General features: G+C 68.0%; 15 protein-coding genes. 10 read left to right on the top strand and 5 right to left on the bottom strand.

Features of this window, described 5'->3' with window-relative positions:
- Window positions 1-71 precede the first annotated feature (71 nt).
- The 3 genes from imuA to ACAW63_RS19865 are packed head-to-tail and all read left to right on the top strand — an operon-like array spanning window position 72 to window position 5,183.
- A complete protein-coding gene (imuA, locus tag ACAW63_RS19855; protein WP_371227999.1) occupies window positions 72-686 on the top strand; it encodes a translesion DNA synthesis-associated protein ImuA in 615 nt (204 codons plus the stop codon).
- Window positions 687-693: 7 nt separating this feature from the next.
- A complete protein-coding gene (locus ACAW63_RS19860) occupies window positions 694-2,103 on the top strand; it encodes a DNA polymerase Y family protein (protein ID WP_371228001.1) in 1,410 nt (469 codons plus the stop codon).
- Entirely contained in the window at window positions 2,100-5,183 is a 3,084-nt protein-coding gene (locus ACAW63_RS19865) for an error-prone DNA polymerase (protein WP_371228003.1), read from the top strand. Before ACAW63_RS19860 ends, ACAW63_RS19865 begins: the two co-directional genes overlap by 4 nt.
- A 195-nt stretch (window positions 5,184-5,378) precedes the next feature.
- On the opposite strand, the gene ACAW63_RS19870 is transcribed toward ACAW63_RS19865, so the two are convergent.
- Window positions 5,379-5,708 (bottom strand): hypothetical protein, encoded by a 330-nt coding sequence (locus ACAW63_RS19870; RefSeq protein WP_371228005.1) that lies wholly within the window; start codon window positions 5,706-5,708, stop codon window positions 5,379-5,381.
- 152 nt (window positions 5,709-5,860) lie between these two features.
- On the opposite strand from ACAW63_RS19870, the gene ACAW63_RS19875 reads away from it, so the two are divergent.
- Window positions 5,861-6,796 (top strand): LysR family transcriptional regulator, encoded by a 936-nt coding sequence (locus tag ACAW63_RS19875; protein ID WP_371228007.1) that lies wholly within the window; start codon window positions 5,861-5,863, stop codon window positions 6,794-6,796.
- A gap of 79 nt (window positions 6,797-6,875) precedes the next feature.
- Complete coding sequence (lysA, locus tag ACAW63_RS19880) at window positions 6,876-8,120, top strand: diaminopimelate decarboxylase (RefSeq protein ID WP_371228009.1); 1,245 nt, start codon at window positions 6,876-6,878, stop codon at window positions 8,118-8,120.
- Between the two features lie 182 nt (window positions 8,121-8,302).
- Here the strand turns inward: lysA and ACAW63_RS19885 are convergent, their stop codons facing one another.
- Window positions 8,303-9,100, bottom strand: coding sequence for a helix-turn-helix transcriptional regulator (locus ACAW63_RS19885; RefSeq protein WP_331319454.1), 798 nt, complete (start codon window positions 9,098-9,100; stop codon window positions 8,303-8,305).
- Between the two features lie 94 nt (window positions 9,101-9,194).
- Between ACAW63_RS19885 and ACAW63_RS19890 the strand changes: the two genes are divergently transcribed.
- Entirely contained in the window at window positions 9,195-10,088 is an 894-nt protein-coding gene (locus tag ACAW63_RS19890; RefSeq protein ID WP_371228011.1) for a DMT family transporter, read from the top strand.
- 99 nt (window positions 10,089-10,187) lie between these two features.
- Here the strand turns inward: ACAW63_RS19890 and ACAW63_RS19895 are convergent, their stop codons facing one another.
- Window positions 10,188-11,258 (bottom strand): NAD(P)H-dependent flavin oxidoreductase, encoded by a 1,071-nt coding sequence (locus tag ACAW63_RS19895; protein WP_371228013.1) that lies wholly within the window; start codon window positions 11,256-11,258, stop codon window positions 10,188-10,190.
- Between the two features lie 98 nt (window positions 11,259-11,356).
- Here ACAW63_RS19895 and ACAW63_RS19900 point away from each other — a divergent pair, with 98 nt between their 5' ends.
- Both ACAW63_RS19900 and ACAW63_RS19905 read left to right on the top strand, forming a co-directional pair.
- Window positions 11,357-12,229 carry a LysR substrate-binding domain-containing protein gene (locus ACAW63_RS19900; RefSeq protein ID WP_371228015.1) on the top strand — a complete coding sequence of 291 codons (873 nt, stop codon included), beginning with the start codon at window positions 11,357-11,359 and terminating at the stop codon, window positions 12,227-12,229.
- Entirely contained in the window at window positions 12,226-13,380 is a 1,155-nt protein-coding gene (locus ACAW63_RS19905; RefSeq protein ID WP_371228017.1) for a YbfB/YjiJ family MFS transporter, read from the top strand. The genes ACAW63_RS19900 and ACAW63_RS19905 overlap by 4 nt, the downstream gene beginning before the upstream one ends.
- 93 nt (window positions 13,381-13,473) lie before the next feature.
- Here the strand turns inward: ACAW63_RS19905 and ACAW63_RS19910 are convergent, their stop codons facing one another.
- Complete coding sequence (locus ACAW63_RS19910) at window positions 13,474-13,914, bottom strand: carboxymuconolactone decarboxylase family protein (RefSeq protein ID WP_371228019.1); 441 nt, start codon at window positions 13,912-13,914, stop codon at window positions 13,474-13,476.
- A gap of 150 nt (window positions 13,915-14,064) precedes the next feature.
- Between ACAW63_RS19910 and ACAW63_RS19915 the strand changes: the two genes are divergently transcribed.
- Window positions 14,065-15,498: a PLP-dependent aminotransferase family protein gene (locus tag ACAW63_RS19915; RefSeq protein WP_371228021.1), complete on the top strand. Its 1,434-nt coding sequence runs from the start codon at window positions 14,065-14,067 to the stop codon at window positions 15,496-15,498.
- A 166-nt stretch (window positions 15,499-15,664) separates the two neighbouring features.
- On the top strand, window positions 15,665-15,955 hold the full coding sequence (locus tag ACAW63_RS19920) for a putative quinol monooxygenase (protein ID WP_371228023.1): 291 nt from the start codon (window positions 15,665-15,667) through the stop codon (window positions 15,953-15,955).
- A gap of 16 nt (window positions 15,956-15,971) precedes the next feature.
- Here the strand turns inward: ACAW63_RS19920 and ACAW63_RS19925 are convergent, their stop codons facing one another.
- Window positions 15,972-17,603 carry a mechanosensitive ion channel family protein gene (locus ACAW63_RS19925; protein WP_371228025.1) on the bottom strand — a complete coding sequence of 544 codons (1,632 nt, stop codon included), beginning with the start codon at window positions 17,601-17,603 and terminating at the stop codon, window positions 15,972-15,974.
- Between the last annotated feature and the right edge of the window lie 206 nt (window positions 17,604-17,809).

Below are 17,809 nucleotides of genomic sequence, written 5' to 3' on the forward strand. Positions count from 1 at the left end.
CCGCCCATCCTCCTCCCCCGGCCCACCCGCCGGACGCATGACCGTCGCCGCTTGGCGGCCGGGAGGCCGTGATGGGCAGCGTGGTCGCGCTCGACACCCTGTTCCACCAGCGTCAGGTCTGGAAAGGCCAACCCCAGGGCCTGCCACCCAGCCAGCAGCCCACCGGCCACGCCGTGCTGGACGCAGCCCTGCCCAACGGCGGCTGGCCGGAAGCGGCGCTCAGCGAAATCCTCCTGGCCCAGGAGGGTACCGGCGAACTGCAACTGGTCTGGCCGACCCTCGCGCGGCTCAGTGCAGCGGGCGAACGCATCGTGCTCGTCGCCCCACCCCACGTGCCCTACCCGGCCGCGTGGCAGGCCGCCGGCGTGGTGCTCGATCAACTGAGCATCGTCCAAGCCTCCGGCCGCGACGCTCTCTGGGCCGCCGAGCAGTGCCTGCGCTCGGGCAGCTGCGGCGCCGTACTGTGCTGGCCGCAGCAGGCCGACGACCGCGCCCTGCGCCGCCTGCAGGTAGCTGCCGAAACTGGCCAGACCCTGGCCATCGCCTATCGTTCGCAGCGCGAGGCGCTCAATCCATCCCCGGCCGCGCTGCGCCTGGCGCTGGACGCCAATCCGGCGCAACTGCGCGTGCTCAAGTGCCGGGGCGGCCTGGCGCCGGCGCGTCCCATTCCGTTGCCCTGGCACTGAGGCCGTCATGCTCTGGGCCTGCATTCTCCTGCCACAGCTGGCTATGGACGGTGTACTGCGCGGTCGTGCCGAACCGGGCGCCCCCCTGGCTCTGCTCGCCGGTCCGACCCAGCGCCGCGTCTTGCAGGCGGTGAACCCGGCGGCGCGGGCGCTGGGCCTCAAGCCCGGCCAGTCGCTCACCGCCGCCCAGGCCCTGAGCCGCGATTTCGCCATCGCCGAATACGACCTGCGCGAAGTGGAGCGCTGGCAGAACCTGCTGGCCGCCTGGGCCTACGGCTTCAGTTCCCAGGTCAGCCAGCACTACCCCCGCGCGTTGCTGCTGGAGGTGCAATCCAGCCTGCAACTGTTCGGTCCCTGGCCGCGCTTCGAGGCGCGCCTGCGCGAAGAATTGAACGGTCTGGGCTTCCGTCACCGCATTACCGCCGCGCCCAACCCGGCCGCCGCGCGCATCCTCGCCAACGGCCACGACGGGCTGGCGATCCACGATAACGAGCAGTTGCGCCAGTGCCTGGGCAGGATGCCCCTGGAGCGCCTCGGCCTGGACCGCGACGCCACCACATCCCTGGGCCGCATGGGCCTGCGCAGCCTGCAACAACTACTCGTCCTGCCCCGCGAAAGCCTGGCCCGGCGCTTCCCACCGCAGGTGCTGCGGCAGGTCGACACCCTGCTCGGCCAGCGCCCGCTGGCCCTCGAGTTCTACCGACCGCCGGACTGTTTCGAGTCGCGCATCGAGCTGAATTTCGACGTGGAGTCCACCCAGGCGCTGCTGTTCCCGCTGCGCCGCCTGACCGGCGACCTCGCGGCCTTCCTCGCCGGGCGCGACAGCGGCGTGCAGCGTTTCATCCTCTATCTGGAGCACCACGAAGGCACCGACACCCGGATGCCGGTCGGCCTGCTCAGCGCCGAACGCGAGGCGGCAATGCTCTTCGAGCTGACCCGTGGCCGCCTGGAGCAGCTGCAACTGCGCGCCCCGGTGCATAGCGTGCGCCTGGTGGCTGACGACCTGCCGCCCTTCGTACCGCAGCACCGCGAGCTGTTCGACGACCGCCCGCAGCAATCGCAGCCCTGGGAGCAACTGCGTGAACGCCTGCGCGCACGGTTGGGCGACGACGCCGTACACAGTCTCGGAGGCCGTGCCGACCATCGCCCGGAGCGCGCCTGGCAGGACCATTCCACCCCGCGCCTGCCGGTTACCAACGTCCCGCGCCCCGGCTGGCTGCTGGCCGAACCGCAGCCCCTGCGCGAGTTCGCCCCGACCTTGCTGACTGGGCCCGAACGCATCGAGTCCGGCTGGTGGGACGGCGAGGACATCCGCCGCGACTACTACCAGATACGCACCCGCAGCGGCCAGCGTGCCTGGGTATTCCGCCCGGTGGGCGACGACGGCCCCCTGCTGCTGCACGGCTGGTTCGCATGAACGAAGATATCGGCTATGCCGAGTTGCACTGCCTGTCCAACTTCAGCTTCCAGCGCGGCGCCTCCAGCGCGGCCGAGCTGTTCGCGCGGGCGAAGAAGCTGGGCTACCGCGCCCTGGCGATCACCGACGAATGCAGCCTCGCCGGCATCGTCCGCGCCTGGCAGGCGTCGAAGGAACACGAGCTGCCGCTGATCACCGGCAGCGAACTGAGCCTCTCGCAGGGCCCGAAGCTGGTGCTGCTGGCCGAGAACCTCAGCGGCTACGAAAACCTCTGCCGCCTGCTCACCCACGCCCGGCGCCGCGCCGAAAAAGGCAGCTACCGCCTGGTGCGCGCGGACTTCGAGGGCAACCTCGATCACCTGCTGGCGATCTGGCTGCCGCGAGACGATAAGGACAACGACGGCCTCTGGTTGCGCGGACTATTCCCCGAGCGCCTGTGGCTGGGCGTCGAACTGCACAAGGGCCCGGACGACGCCGGCAAGCTGCGACGCCTGCAGGAACAGGCCGCACGCCTGGAGATTCCCGCCGTGGCCTGCGGCGACGTGCACATGCATATCCGTGGCCGCCGCGCCCTGCAGGACTGCATGACCGCCATCCGCCAGCACCTGCCGGTGCACGAAGCCGGGCAGTATCTCTATCCCAACGGCGAACGGCATCTGCGTCCGCGGGAAGTGCTAGCGGCGATCTACCCCGCCGAGCTGCTGGCGGAGACGGTGAAGATTGCCGAGCGCTGCACCTTCGATCTCGATGATCTGGATTACCAGTACCCGCGCGAGCTGGTTCCCGGAGGCCATACGCCCACCACCTGGCTGCGGGAGAAGACCGAGGAAGGCATCCTTCTGCGCTGGAAAGACGGTGCTACCCCCGCCGTTCGCAAACGCGTCGAAGATGAACTGGCACTGATCGCCGAGCTGAAGTACGACAGCTACTTCCTCACGGTCTACGACATCGTCGCCTTCGCCCGCAGTCAGAAGATTCTCTGCCAGGGACGCGGCTCGGCGGCCAACTCGGTGGTCTGTTTCGCCCTGGGCATCACCGAGCTGGATCCGACCCGTGAACATGTGCACCTGCTGTTCGAACGCTTCATCTCCCGCGAGCGCAACGAGCCGCCGGACATCGACGTCGACTTCGAGCACGACCGCCGCGAGGAGGTCATTCAGTACGTGTTCCGTCGCTACGGCCGCAGCCGCGCCGCGCTCACCGCCGTGGCCAGCACTTACCGGGGCGCCGGCGCGGTGCGCGACGTGGCCAAGGCGCTGGGGCTGCCGCCAGACCAGGTCGGCGCGCTGGCCGACTGCTGCGGCAGCTGGAGCCGTGAAGCGCCGCCACCCGAGCGCCTGGTGGAAGCCGGTTTCGACCCGGAGAGCCCGGTCCTGCGCCGCGTGCTGGCCTTGACGTCGCAACTGGTCGGCTTCCCCCGGCACCTGTCGCAGCACCCCGGCGGCTTCGTCATCTCCCAGCAACCGCTGGAAACCCTGGTGCCGGTGGAGAATGCCGCGATGCCCGAGCGCACCCTGATCCAGTGGGACAAGGACGACCTCGACGCCGTCGGCCTGCTCAAGGTCGACGTGCTCGCCCTCGGCATGCTCAGCGCGCTACGCCGCTGCTTCAACCTGATCGCCGGCTATCGCGGCACGCGATGGACGCTCGCCACGCTGCCGCAGGAGTGCCCCAAGACCTACGAAATGATCAGCCGAGCAGACACCATTGGCGTGTTCCAGATCGAATCCCGCGCACAGATGGCCATGCTGCCACGCCTGAAACCCAAGACCTTCTATGACCTGGTGATCGAAGTGGCCATCGTCCGCCCCGGCCCGATCCAGGGCGATATGGTCCACCCGTACCTGCGTCGGCGAAACGATGAAGAGCCGGTCGAGTATCCCTCCGAGGAGCTCAAGCCGGTGTTCGAGCGCACCCTCGGCGTACCGCTGTTCCAGGAACAGGTGATGCAACTGGCGATCATCGCCGCCGAATACACGCCCGGCGAGGCCGACCACCTGCGCCGCTCCATGGCCGCCTGGAAACGCCACGGCGGTCTTGAGCCGCACCGCCAGCGGCTGTTCGAGCGCATGACCGCCAAGGGCTATCAGCAGGAATACATCGCGCGCATCTTCGAGCAGATCAAGGGCTTCGGCAGCTACGGCTTCCCCGAATCCCACGCCGCCAGCTTCGCCCTGCTTACCTATGCCAGCTGCTGGCTGAAATGCCACGAGCCGGCGGCCTTCACCTGCGCCCTCATCAACAGCTGGCCCATGGGCTTCTACAGCCCCGACCAGCTTTTGCAGGACGCCCGCCGCCACGGACTGGAAATCCGTCCGGTGGACGTGCGCCACAGCCACTGGGACTGCACCCTGGAGCCGATTCCCCAGCGCCAGCCGGCGATCCGCCTGGGCCTGCGCATGGTGCGCGGACTGCGTGAAGAGGTCGCCGACGCCATAGCCCAGACGCGCGAACAACGCCCTTTCGCCGACGTCGCCGACCTCTGCCTGCGCGCCCATCTCGATGGTCGCTCCCGCGAACAACTGGCCGACGCCGGAGCCCTGCGCGGCCTGGCCGGCCACCGACACAAGGCGCGCTGGGCGATTGCCGGGGTCGAGCCGCAGCTGCCGCTGTTCGCCGGGCAAGTCACCGAGGAAGCCCCCGTCAGCCTGCCGCTGCCCAGCCGCGGCGAAGACCTGCTCACCGACTACGCCACCCTCGGCACCACCCTCGGCCCGCACCCGCTGGCCCTGCTGCGCGGCGCGCTCAAGGCTCGTCGCTGCCGCAGCTCGCGGGATCTGCTCAAGCTCGAAGCCGACCGCCCAGTGCGCGTCGCCGGCCTGGTGGTCGGCCGGCAGCGCCCGGGCACCGCCAGCGGCGTCACCTTCGTCACCCTGGAAGACGAGTTCGGCATGATCAACGTCATCGTCTGGCGCGACCTCGCCGAACGCCAGCGCCGCCCCTTCCTCAGCGCCCGCCTGATGCAGGTGGACGGAACCCTGGAAGCCAAGGACGGCGTTCGCCATGTGATCGCCGGGCGGCTGACGGATCTGAGCGAGTTGCTGGAGGGGCTGGATGTGCGGAGTCGGGATTTCCATTGATGCACTCTTTGCACCAAGCGGTTCGCGAGCAAGCTCGCTCCTACAGGTCGGATTTGTACCGCTCGCTCTTCGTAGGAGCGAGCTTGCTCGCGAGACCTTGCCGGCAAAATACGGGACAACGTAGGGCGCATAACCCGGAACGGGTTATCCGCCATTGCGGCGGATAACGCCCCAGGCGTTAACCGCCCTACATAACTATTTCCGCCGATAACTCTTGTTCCCGCTGGGCGTCAGGCAATACACGCCGCCCCGCGGCCCCGTACAGAAAGTGCCGCTGCTGCATGAACAGGAACCATCATCGGCGGAGAAGCGCTGAAGTGAAGGCGTCGCAGAGCTGCCACCGCCCAGGTAAGCCGGGCAACTCTTCTTCGAGCCGCTGATGGAGCCATCGTTGCACAGGAAGAGCTCGCCCTGGCAGCGGGCGATGCCACCCTTGCTGCCGGAGCAAGGCGTATTGGCCGCCACCGCCAGCGTCGTGGCAAACACCAGTGCCATCCCTATCGACCAGCCCGAAACCTTGCGCATCCTGCGTCCACCCTGCAAATAGTGGCGCAATGCTATAGCGCGATGACGATCTTGTCAGGAAAGGTCTGAAGGCAATGGCCCTCAAGCCATCGGAATTTGCCCGCAGCGCCCGCGCCCCTTACCCTCCCGCTATCTCCCCTTCGGCCAGCCCCATGATCACCCTCCGCCACATCGAAGTCTTCCGCGCGGTCATGACCACCGGCAGCGTCACCCGCGCAGCGGCGTTCCTGCATACCAGCCAGCCCACCGTCAGCCGCGAGCTGGCGCGGCTGGAGCAGTTGATCGGTTTCGAGCTGTTCCTGCGCGAGCGCGGGCGGCTGGCGCCGACGGCGCGGGCGTTGATGCTGTTCGAGGAGGTGGAGCGCTCCTTCACCGGGCTCGACCGCATCGTTGCCTTCGCCGGGAGCCTGGGGCAGTTCGCCGAGGGCAAGTTCTCCATCGGCTGTCTGCCAGCGCTGTCCCAGGCGCTGCTGCCGGAAGCCTGCAAACGCTTCACCCTGGGCAACCCGGCGATCAGCCTGGAGGTAGCGGCGCTGGAATCCCCCCATCTGGAAGAACAGCTCAGCGCCCAGCGTCACGACATTGGCCTGATCGAGAACGAGGAAGCACCGCGCGGCACCGAGTTGCAGCGGCTGCTGGCGGTGGACGAGGTGTGCATCCTTCCGGACAGCCATCCGCTGCTGGCCCGCCAGCGTCTTAAGGCGGAGGACTTCGCCGGCCAGCCCTTCGTCAGCCTGGCGCCGGGCGATCACTACCGGCACCTGATCGACAACATGTTCCTCGCGGCCGGCGTGCAGCGACAGATGCAGGTGGAAACCCACAGCGCCGTGTCCGTGTGCAGCATGGTGCGCGCCGGGCTGGGTGTGGCCGTGGTCAACCCGATCACCGCGCTGATGTTCCAGGGCCAGGGTATCCAGCTGCGCCCGCTGGCGTTCTCGCTGCCCTTCCAGGTCAACCTGGTGAAGCCGCTTTACCGCCCGGCCACGCCGCTGCGCGAACGCTTCGTGGAGGCGCTGCGGCACGAAGCCGCGCTGCTGGTCGCCCGCCTGCGCGAGGCCGGCGTGGATTGCACCCTATATCCAATTTGAATGGATAAAGTAAAAAGCAGCATTATCTGATCTTCGAAACGCCCGGTAGACTGGCGCCATCTACCTTCGGAGCTCATTCATGCCCTTCCTCGCCCTGCCCCGCGCCGAACAGCTCGCCCTGCAATTCGGCACCCCGCTGTGGGTCTACGACGCCGCCACCATCCGCGGCCAGATCGAGCGCCTGAAGAGCTTCGACATCATCCGCTTCGCCCAGAAGGCCTGCTCGAACCTGCACATCCTGCGCCTGATGCGCGAACAGGGCGTGAAGGTCGACGCCGTGTCCCAGGGCGAACTGCTGCGCGCCCTGGCCGCCGGTTATTCGTGCCGCGAGGATGAATCCGAGATCGTCTTCACCGCCGACCTGCTGGACCGCGCCACCCTGGAAACCGTGGTCGAGCACGGCATCCCGGTGAACGCCGGCTCCATCGACATGCTCCGCCAACTGGGCGAAGTCGCCCCCGGCCACCCGGTATGGCTGCGCATCAACCCCGGTTTCGGCCACGGCCACAGCAACAAGACCAATACCGGCGGCGAGCACTCCAAGCACGGCATCTGGCACAGCGACCTGCACGCCGCCCTGGACGTGATCCGCGAGCGCGGTCTGCGCCTGGTGGGCCTGCACATGCACATCGGCTCGGGCGTCGACTACGGCCACCTGGCCCAGGTCGGCGAGGCCATGCTCGGCCTGGTGCGCCTGGTGAAGGACGCCGGCCATGACCTGTCCGGGATTTCCGCTGGCGGCGGCCTGTCCATCCCCTACCGCGACGGCGATCCGGAAGTGGACACCGCGCATTACTTCCAGCTCTGGGACAACGCCCGCAAGGCCGCGGAAGAGGTGGTCGGGCACAGGCTGCACCTGGAAATCGAGCCGGGCCGTTACCTGGTCGCCCAGGCCGGTTGCCTGCTCAGCGAAGTGCGCGCCACCAAGGACGCCGGCCGCAACCACTTCGTGCTGGTGGACGCCGGCTTCAACGAGCTGATGCGCCCATCCATGTACGGCAGCTACCACGGCATCAGCGTGCTGGCCGGCGACACCGCCAGCCGCGAGGTGATCGACACCGTGGTGGCCGGCCCGCTGTGCGAGTCCGGCGACGTCTTCACCCAGGGTGATGGCGGCGTAGTCATCCCCCGCGCGCTGCCGCGCGCCCAAGTTGGCGACCTGCTGCTGATCCACGACACCGGCGCGTACGGCGCCTCCATGTCATCGAACTACAACAGTCGTCCGCTGATCGCCGAGGTACTGCTGGAAGGTGCCGATGCCAGGCTGATCCGCCGTCGCCAGCGCGTGGAAGAACTGCTGGCCCTGGAAGAAAACCTGGGCTGATCCGCTCGCCTACTGAAGAGCATCGCGGACGAAGTCTGCTCCTACGGGGGCGGTACTACGTTCGCAACCTCTGTGCAGCACGGGGCTGCTCTTGTAGGAGCGGAGCTTCTCCGCGATTCGCCGGCAAGGCCGGCGTCAGGCAGGTTCGCGAGCAAGCTCGCTCCTACAAGATCAAAAGTCCCTCACGCCTGCTCCAGCGCCCGGAAGGTCGCGCGGTATTGTTCCGGCGTCGTGCCGGAGAGCCGGCGGAACATCGCGATGAACGCCGACGGGCTGCTGTAGCCCAGGTTGAAGGCGATCTGCTGCACCCCTTCCCCCGATGCCAGCGCCTCGATGGCGGCGAGAAACCGCAGGCGCTGGCGCCACTCCCCGAACGACATCCCCAGCTCCCGCTGGCAGGCCCGCGCCAGGGTTCGCTCGGTGCTATGCACGTGTTCGGCCCACTGGGCCAGCGTGCGGTTGTCGCCGGGCTCGGCCTGCAGGGCGGCCAGCACCTCGCCCAACGCACCGCCACTGGCGTAGGGCAAGTAGTCGTCGTGGGGCTGCGCCGCCTGCAACTGGTCGATCACCACTTCCGCCAGACGGCGGTCCGCGTCACTTTGCGGGATATTCACCTGGCGCGCGGCAAAGTCGGAAAGGATGGCCTTGAGGATGTCGCTGATCGCCAGGGTGCAGGGCGACGCCGGCAATTTGCGCGACAGCTCGGTGGACACGTAGAGCGAGCGGTAGACGATGGCCTGGCGGTTGTAGCAGCTGTGCTCCCGCCCCGGCGGCACCCACACGGCGTACTGCGGCGGCGAGAGGAAGCGCTGGCCGTCCACCTCCAGTTCCATCACGCCGTGGGAGGCGTAGTTGAGCTGGCCCCAGGCGTGGCGATGGCTGGGCGAATGGGTACCGGCGTCGAACTCGTCGTAGCGGAAGTAGAGATCGGCGGGCAGCCGGTCGATGCCGGGAAGCGGGAGCGACAGTGCGCGGGTCATGTCCGAATGCCGGGGTGGATTGTCCGGATTTCATTATACGTCTCGATTCGGACGGGCGGACAATACGCACCGTTATCCCCGGAAGCGTTCCACCATGAATTACCTGTTCCCCCTGCTGGCCGTGGTCATCTGGTCCGGCAATACCGTCGTCAACAAGCTCGCCGTGGGGCAGATCGCCCCGGCGGAGATCGGCTTTTTCCGCTGGCTGCTGGCCGGACTGCTGCTCACGCCCTTCCTGCTGCGCGCCACCCTCGCCCACTGGCCGACGATCCGCGCCAACCTCTGGAAGATCGTCACCCTCGGCCTGCTCGGCATGGCGGTCTACCAGTGCCTGGCCTACTACGCCGCCGCGCTGACCTCGGCGACCAACATGGGCATCATCCTGTCGCTGATGCCGCTCATGTCCCTGGCTCTCGCCGCCCTGCTGCTGGGCCACCGGATGAGCGTCGCGGCGCTGCTCGGCGCGCTGGTGTCGCTGGCCGGCGTGCTGCTGGTGATCACCCAGGGCAACCCGCACCAGTTGCTCAGCCACGGCGTGAACCTGGGCGACGGCATGATGATCGTCGCCACCCTCGCCTACGGCGTCTATGGCGTGCTGCTGAAGAAGTGGAATTTGCCGCTGCCGCCGCTGGTGATGCTCTACCTGCAGGTACTGGTGGCGATCCTCGCGCTGCTGCCGCTGTACCTGGCCTCGCCGCACCAGGGGCTGAACGCCGCCAACCTGCCGCTGGTGCTCTATGCCGCCCTGTTCGCCTCGATCGTCGGCGCGCTGTCCTGGATGCAGGGCGTGGCGCGCATGGGGCCGAGCCGCATGTCGCTGTTCTTCAACCTGCTGCCGGTGCTCACCGCTGCCATCGCCGCCGTGGTATTGGGCGAGCGGCTGACCAGCTACCACCTGGTCGGCGGCGCCCTGACCCTGGCCGGGGTACTGCTGGCCGAGCTCTGGCGGCCACGGGAGAAACCCGCAGCCGCCGTCAGTGCCCGCTGATTCAGGCGCTCATAGCCAACGCTTTTGTAGGAGCGAGCTTGCTCGCGAATCGCTTGACGCTGGCGTGATCGGGAAAACCGTTCGCGAGCAAGCTCGCTCCTACAGGTCGGCACCAGTGCCAAGACCGACACGGAATTCGGCCATGAGGGTTTCCACCAGTTCCGCCGCCGGCATTTCCCGCGCCAGGGGTGCGCCCTGCCCGGCCCATTGCACGGCGAAGTCGGTGTTGCCCTTGGCGGTGGCCGCGGCGGTCAGTGCCTTGGCCGCATCGTAGGTGATCGGGTAGTCCGGCAGGGCCGGCGCATCGGCCCGGCCCACGTCGGTGAACAGCCGGTTCACCAGCCCGCGCGCCGCCCGACCGGAAATGGCTGCCGTCACCTCGGTACGCTCTCCTCGTTCGCCACGCAGCGCCGCCTTGAAAGCGGCGTTGGCCGAAGACTCGTTGGCGGAGATGAACGCCGTACCCAGCTGTACGGCCTGCGCGCCCAGTTCGAACACGGCACGCATGCCCTGCCCGTCCATGATTCCGCCCGCCGCGATGACCGGCAGGCCGGTGCCTTTTACCAGCGTGCGCACCAACGCGAAGGTGCCGATGCGCGCGTCCTTCTCCGGCTCGAACACGCCACGATGCCCGCCCGCCTCATAGCCCTGGGCGACGATGGCATCGATGCCCGCCGCCTCGATGGTGCGGCCCTCTTCCAGGCAGGTGGCGGTGGCCAGCAGGCGGATGCCGGCGGCCTTCAGGCGATCGATCCAGTCCTGCGGCGGCAGGCCGAAGTGGAAGCTGGCCACCGCCGGGCGCGATTCGATGAGGAACTCCAGCATTTCCGGGTCGTCCAGGAAGCTACGGTAGATCTCGGTGATCCGCTGCGGCGGCTGTGCATCGAACTCGGCGAACAGCGGGCGCAGGTGCTCCAGCCAGGCGGCTTCGCGCGCAGGGTCCACCTGGGCCGGCCGGTGGCAGAACAGATTGAGGTTCAGCGGCTTGTCGGTGAGCGCGCGGGTCTGCTCCAGCAATGCGCGGGCCTGGGTGGCGTTGCTCGCCCCCAGGCCGATGGAGCCCAGGCCGCCGGCATTGGACACCGCCGCCGCCAGTGCCGGCGTGGACACGCCGACCATGGGCGCCTGGATGATGGGGTGCTGGATGCCGAGCAGTTCGGTGATGCGCATGACGGGGTCCTCGTCGTCGATCCGGCAGTATCGCCGCTTGACTTACCATCTCACGGGGAGAATATTTGTCGCAACATATTCTCTACTAAAGATTGATCATGGATCTCTCCAGCCTGGAAATCTTCCGTTGCGTGGCCGAGGAACAGAGCGTCACCCGCGCCGCCGCACGCCTGCAACGGGTGCAGTCGAACGTCACCACGCGCATCCGCCAGCTCGAGGACGACCTCGGCGCGGCGCTGTTCCTACGCGATGGCAAGCGCATGACGCTGACCGACCAGGGCCGCGAGTTCCTGGTCTACGCCGAACAACTGCTGGCCCTGGCGGCCGAGGCGCGCCAGTCGCTGCACCCGGACAACGCCAGCGGCAGCCTGCGCCTGGGCAGCATGGAGGCCACCGCCGCCAGCCGCCTGCCCGAGCCCCTGGCGCGCTTCCACCGCGACTATCCCGAGGTGGAACTGCGGGTCGGCACCGGCCACAGCCAGAAGCTGCTGGACGAGGTACTGAACCGCCAGCTCGACTGCGCGCTGATCGCCCACCCCGACATCCTGCGCGCCGAACCCGGTTTCGAGGCGGCGCTGGAGCGAGGTCTGCGCGCCGCACCGGTATTCCGCGAGGAACTGCTGCTGGTGCTACCCGGCAACCACCCGCCGGTACGCAAGCCTGAAGATGTGCAAATCCGCACCCTTGCCGGCTTCACCCGAGGTTGCACCTATCGCCTGCTGGCCGAGCGCTGGTTGAAAGGCGCGCCGCTGGCGGTGCAGGAAGTAGGCTCCTATCACGGCATCCTCGCCTGCGTGAACGCCGGCTCCTGCATCGGCGTACTGCCGCGCTCGGTACTGGAACTGCAACGGGAAACGCCGAACCTGCAGGTCGTGTCGATGCTGGAAGTGGACACCCTGCTGATCTGGCGCGACGGCTACGCCACCGGCGCCTTCCGGCGCTTGCGGGAAACCCTGGAGGCCCGCCCGTGAACGCCTCGCGCCGCCTGCCCGCCGCGTTGTCGGCGGCGCTGATCCTCGCCGTAGGGATGGGCTTCGGCCGCTTCGCTTTCACCGGCCTCTATCCGCTGATGGTGCGCGACGGCCTGCTCAGCGTCACCGGCGGGTCGCTGGCCGCCTCGGCGAACTACGCCGGTTACCTGCTCGGCGCCCTGCTCCTGGCGCGCAGCCATGAGCGCCACGCCGCGCGCATCTGCGTGCTGGCCCTGGCTGGTACATTGGTCGCCCTGGCCGCGATGGCCGTTCCGGCGCCGACTGGGTTCGCCATTGGCGTACGCCTGCTGGCCGGCGTGCTCAGCGCCATGGCGCTGGTCGGCGCGGCGCAATGGCTGCTGCAATGCATGGGCGAAACCCACGGCGCGCCGATGATGTTTGCGGGTGTGGGTATCGGCATCCTCGTCTCGGCGGAGCTGATCGTCGCCGGCAATGCCTTCGGCCTGGGCAGCGCGGCGATCTGGTGCGTGCTGGCAGTGGCCGGACTGCTGCTGGCACTGCTGGCCGTTCCGGCGCTGCGGCACTCGGCCCCTTCCACCGCGCGGCATGCCGCGTCCCCCGAAGGCCTGTCGCCGCAGATCGGCGCGCCGATCATCCTGCTGGTCTACGGGCTGGCGGGCTTCGGCTACATCATCACCGCCACCTACCTGCCGCTGCTGATGAAGAGCAGCCTCGGCGCCATCGACCCGCTGCAGGTCTGGGCAGCGTTCGGCCTGGGCGCGGCGCCGTCGTGCTTCCTCTGGCACCGCTTGCACCTGAAGCTCGGCAGCCGCCGCGCGCTGGCGCTCAACCTGCTGGTGCAGGCGCTGGGCGTGATGCTGCCGGCGCTGGGTGAGTCGGCCGTTCTTTACCTGGGCAGCGCGGTGCTGGTGGGCGGCAGCTTCATGGGCACCGTGACCATCGCCATGCCGGCGGCCCGCGCGGCGGCCAGCCAGGTGCGCTTCAACATGCTGGCGGCGATGACCGCGTTGTATGGCGTCGGGCAGATCGTCGGGCCGCTCGTTGCCAGTGGTCTGCACGGCCTGACCGGCAGCTTTGTCCCTGCCCTGGGCACCGCTTCCGGAGCCTTGTTGGTTGGCGCACTGTGCTGCCTGCCGTTGCGGCGGGCGACTGTGGCGCAAACCTCGTAGGACCGGCCCAGCCCTTTCTCGCGAATGGATTAACCGGCAGCCACGTCACTGTGGCTGTTCGCGAGCGGGCTCGCTCCTGCAGCCGCCTTCGGCTCAAGCCGGAGGCAGCTGGCGGAAGGAGACGCCCAGGCGGTTCCACACATTGATCGCGCCGATGGCGACGGTGAGGTCCACCAGTTCGCGTTCGCTGAACTGTTCCCGCGCCTGCACGAACACCGCGTCCGGCACCTTCGATTCGGACAGCAGCGTCACCGCCTCGCACCAGTCCAGCGCCGCCCGCTCGCGCTCGGTGAAGAACGGCGACTCGCGCCAGACGCTGACGGCGAACAGCCGCCGCTCCGTCTCTCCGGCGCGCCGTGCTTCCATCGCGTGCATGTCGGCGCAGAAGGCACAATTGTTCACCTGCGAGACGCGCAGGCGCACCAGTTCCAGCAAGGGCCGCTCGACCGACAGCTCGAAGATCGCGGCCTCCAGGGCCAGTACTGCTTTCAGGGCCTCGGGCGATGCGGTGTAGTAATCCAGGCGCGGCTGCATGGCGCTTTCCTCGGGGAAGGGACAGATCCATTGTGCGCGGCAGCGGGCGCCCGGCCGGTGGCCAATTCGCGGAAAATTCCTCACGCAACTTCACCGGCCAATCCGCCCGGCGCTACTCTTCCTGTTCTGCCATGCCTGTCGGAGCCCGCTTTGGAGCTTCACCTGATCATCCACGGCCAGAAAGACCTGGCCGGGCAACTCTATCGCCAACTGCGCGAGGCCATCGACTCCGGCCGCCTCGCCGCCGGTACCCGGCTGCCGCCCAGCCGCCTGCTGGCGGAGCAACTGGGCATCTCGCGCAAGACCATTTCCGACACCTACGCCCAGCTGACCTACGAGGGCGTGCTGGTGGGCAAGGTCGGCAGCGGCACCTTCGTCAACACACGGATTCCCCGCAACGACCGGCGCCAGGAAAACTTCCGCTTCGCCAGCCAGGCCAACATCGACCACTGGGCCAAGCTCGATACGCGCCTGAGCCACCCCGGCGCCGAGGGCACGGCACGGGCCGACTTCATCGGCGGCGCGACCACCCAGCTGCAGTTCCCCCAGGAGGAATGGCGGCGCTGCGTGAACTACGCCCTGCGCCAGATGAATACGCCGCGGGGGCACTACAGCCGTCCCGAGGGCATCGCTCCATTGCGCGACGGCATCGCCCGGCACATTGCCTATGCCCGCGGGGTGAACTGCCAGCTCGACGACGTGATGGTCTGCAACGGCGCGCAGCAGGCGCTGGACCTGCTGGCGCGGGTGATGCTGCGCCCCGGCGACAGGGTCGTCATGGAAGACCCAGGCTACCCACCGGCGCGACTGCTGTTCCGCATGCTCGGCGCCGAGGTGGTGAGCGTGCCGGTGGACGCCGAAGGCCTGCAGGTGGGGCGGATTCCCGACGGCACGCGGATGATCTACACCACACCCTCGCACCAGTTCCCGCTGGGCATGCCGATGAGCCCGGCGCGCCGCGAGGCTTTGCTGGCGCGGGCCGTCGAGCTGGGCGCACTGGTGATCGAGGACGACTACGACAGCGAATTCCGCTACGAAGGACGCCCCACCGATGCCCTGCAGAGCCTCGACCAGCACGGTGTGGTGGCTTATATCGGCACCTTCTCCAAGGTGCTGCTGCCGGAGCTGCGCCTGGGCTATCTGATCCTGCCGCCCACACTGTTCCCGGCGGTGGTGCGCGCCCGGCAGATTTCCGACTGGCACAGCTCGACCCTGCCGCAATGGGCGTTGGCCAAGTTCATGGCCGAGGGCTACCTGCTCAAGCACATCCGCCGCTGCCACGGCATCTATGCCGGCCGCCGCGAACGTATCCTGGCCCGGCTGGAGGGCGACATGTCGCCCTGGCTGGAGACGGTGCCCACGGTGGCCGGCTTCCACCTCTGCGCGCTGCTGCGCCAGCCGACCAACGTGCCGCTGCTGGTGGAGCTGGCGCGCAAGGTCGAGGTCGGCCTCTACGGCCTGGCGCCCTTCTACGACCGGGAGCCGGTACGCGATGGACTGTTGCTGGGCTTCGGCGCCATCGACACCCTGGACATCGACCCGGCGCTGGACAAGCTACGCGACCTGCTGCAGCAGCTGGGCTGAAGCGCTGCCAATTGGCTCGGTGCTTTTCACCGGAATTGGCGGTTCAGGCGAGGATGCGGGGCGTTTAACCTTTCAGCATCGGTTTTGAAAGCCGGTTCCGGCCTTTACCGTCGACCGATGCCAGCGCCCAATGGCCGCCATCCAGACAGCAGAAAGGAGCCCCGCCATGTCCCCGTCCGCCATTGCCATCGTTCGTGTCCAGGCATTCCCCGGCCAGGCCGCCGCCCTGGGTGCCTACCTGGGCGAGCTGCTGGATGAGGTCCGCCAGCAGCCCGGCTGCCAGTCCGGCGAGCTGAAACCCCTGGGGAGCGACCGCTGGCAGGTGCAGACCCAATGGGTCAGCCAGGCCGAGCTGGAGGCGCACCTGTCCGGTCCGAAAGCACAGCGGTGGCTAGGCCGCCTGGGCTGCGGCGACCTGGTGCTGGGCCTGGCGTTCGAAAGCCGCAGCGCCGATTGAGTCGGCGCAGGCCGCATTATTCATTTCGCGACACATCATCGGCCGGCGGGCGCGCCGGCGCGCTGTACCACTGATCCCTGGGCACCCACTTGGGATGCTGCGGATCGCCCAGGTAGTGCGGCGACATGATCTGCACGCCGTACTCGTTGAACACGTCCTGGATATTGGCGTGCAGCACGCTCAGCAGCTCCGCGCGGGGCCGTGGCTCGCTGGGGATGGCCTGGGCCACCAGGCGGTACTCGGGGTAGAAATCCGACAGCGCGGTCTGGAAGACGTGGGGCGCCGGCCTTTCGAGGATACCCTCGGTGCGCCGCGCCGCCTCGATCAGCATGGCCTCCACCTGGCGCCACGGCGTGTCGTAGCCGATGGTCACCACGGTATCCACCACATAGCCCTGGCCCTGGACGATGCGCGAGTAGTTCTTGGTCACCGAGCCGGTGATCATCGAGTTGGGCAGGGTCAGCACCTCGCCCAGACCGGTGCGGATGGTGGTGTTGAACATGCCGACCTCGGTCACCGTGCCCTCATGCTCGCCGACCCGCACGAACTCCCCGGCGCGCAGGGTCCGCGAGTACGTGAGGATCAATCCGGCGGCGGCCTGGCCGACCACGCTGGAGGCGCCGAGGGAGATCATCAGGCCGATCAGCACCGATACGCCCTTGAAGGCTTCGGTGCCCGAACCCGGCAGGTAGGGATAGGCCATCACCAGGGCGAACAGCCAGATCGCCAGGGAGGTCAGCCGGGTAGTCGGCTGCAGCGTCTCCTCGGTCAGCCAGCCCAGGGTGCCGGGGCGCGCCAGGCGTTGCAGCAGGCGCCGGGCAAAGCTGCTGATGGCCCGCGCGATCAGCACGATGCACAGCGCCACAGCCAGCCCCGGCATGGCGTCGAGAATGCCGTTGAGCAGGTAGCGCGCCAGGTCGATCAGGTGCACGTTGAGGCTCTCGCCCCACGGCCGGGTGTAGGGGAATTGCGACAGCACGAAGCTCAGCCACTGGTAGCTCAGCAGGAACACCACCACCCAGTAGACCAGCCAGACCAGGCGGCCGAACAGGTAGTAGAGGTACTGCATGTCGAACAGCGGCGTATGCCCGAGCTTGAGCCACTGCTTGTGACGGCTCATCAGGCCCGGCAGGCGGCCGAACAGCCAGCGCCGCCCGACGCTGACACCACGCAGCAGCAGGAGGTAGATCACCGTGGCCAGCGCCGAATAACCCGCCGCCATGAGCAGGAAGCGCAGGTTGCGGGCCTGGCCGCTCTCGGTCACCACGCGGCGCAGGTTGTCCGCCGCCTGCTCCGCCGCGGCGCGCACCGAGCCGCCCGGCGGGTCGACATCCTGCGGCGTGACGATGAAGGCACGGCTGTAGCCCAGCAGCACGATGTAGCTGTTCTGGATCGGATCGATGTTGACCTTCAGTTCGCCGCTACCCTGCAGGGCATCCTCGATGGCCGACTTCGCCCGGCGCGCCCGGACCTCCGGGGTTTCGCCGAGCAAGTTGCCGCGAAAGGTCATGACGGCGCGGTTCTCGATCTTCAGTTCGACCGGCGCCGGTGCACTGTCCGCACTGGCAGCATCGCTCCCCAGCGGATCGGCCCATCCCGCCAGCGGCCAGATCACCAGTGCCCACAACAGCAACATCGTATGACGCATTCCCCGCTCTCCCCTTGCCCTGACTTCGGCCTGTCTCTTGTTCACCGGGACTTGGCCGTTCCCTGAAGCGCAAGCGTAGCCATTCGGGAAATGGCTGGAAAGCAGAAACCCGGCGCCGCGATGCATCCCATCCACCTGCCCGATCAGTCAGAAATTGACTGTGAAAATGTCGTGAAATGCACACGCATATTCCTATTCGCTATCGA

The sequence above is a fragment of the Pseudomonas sp. QE6 genome (assembly GCF_041379005.1).
In the GTDB taxonomy this organism is placed as follows: Bacteria; Pseudomonadota; Gammaproteobacteria; order Pseudomonadales; family Pseudomonadaceae; genus Pseudomonas.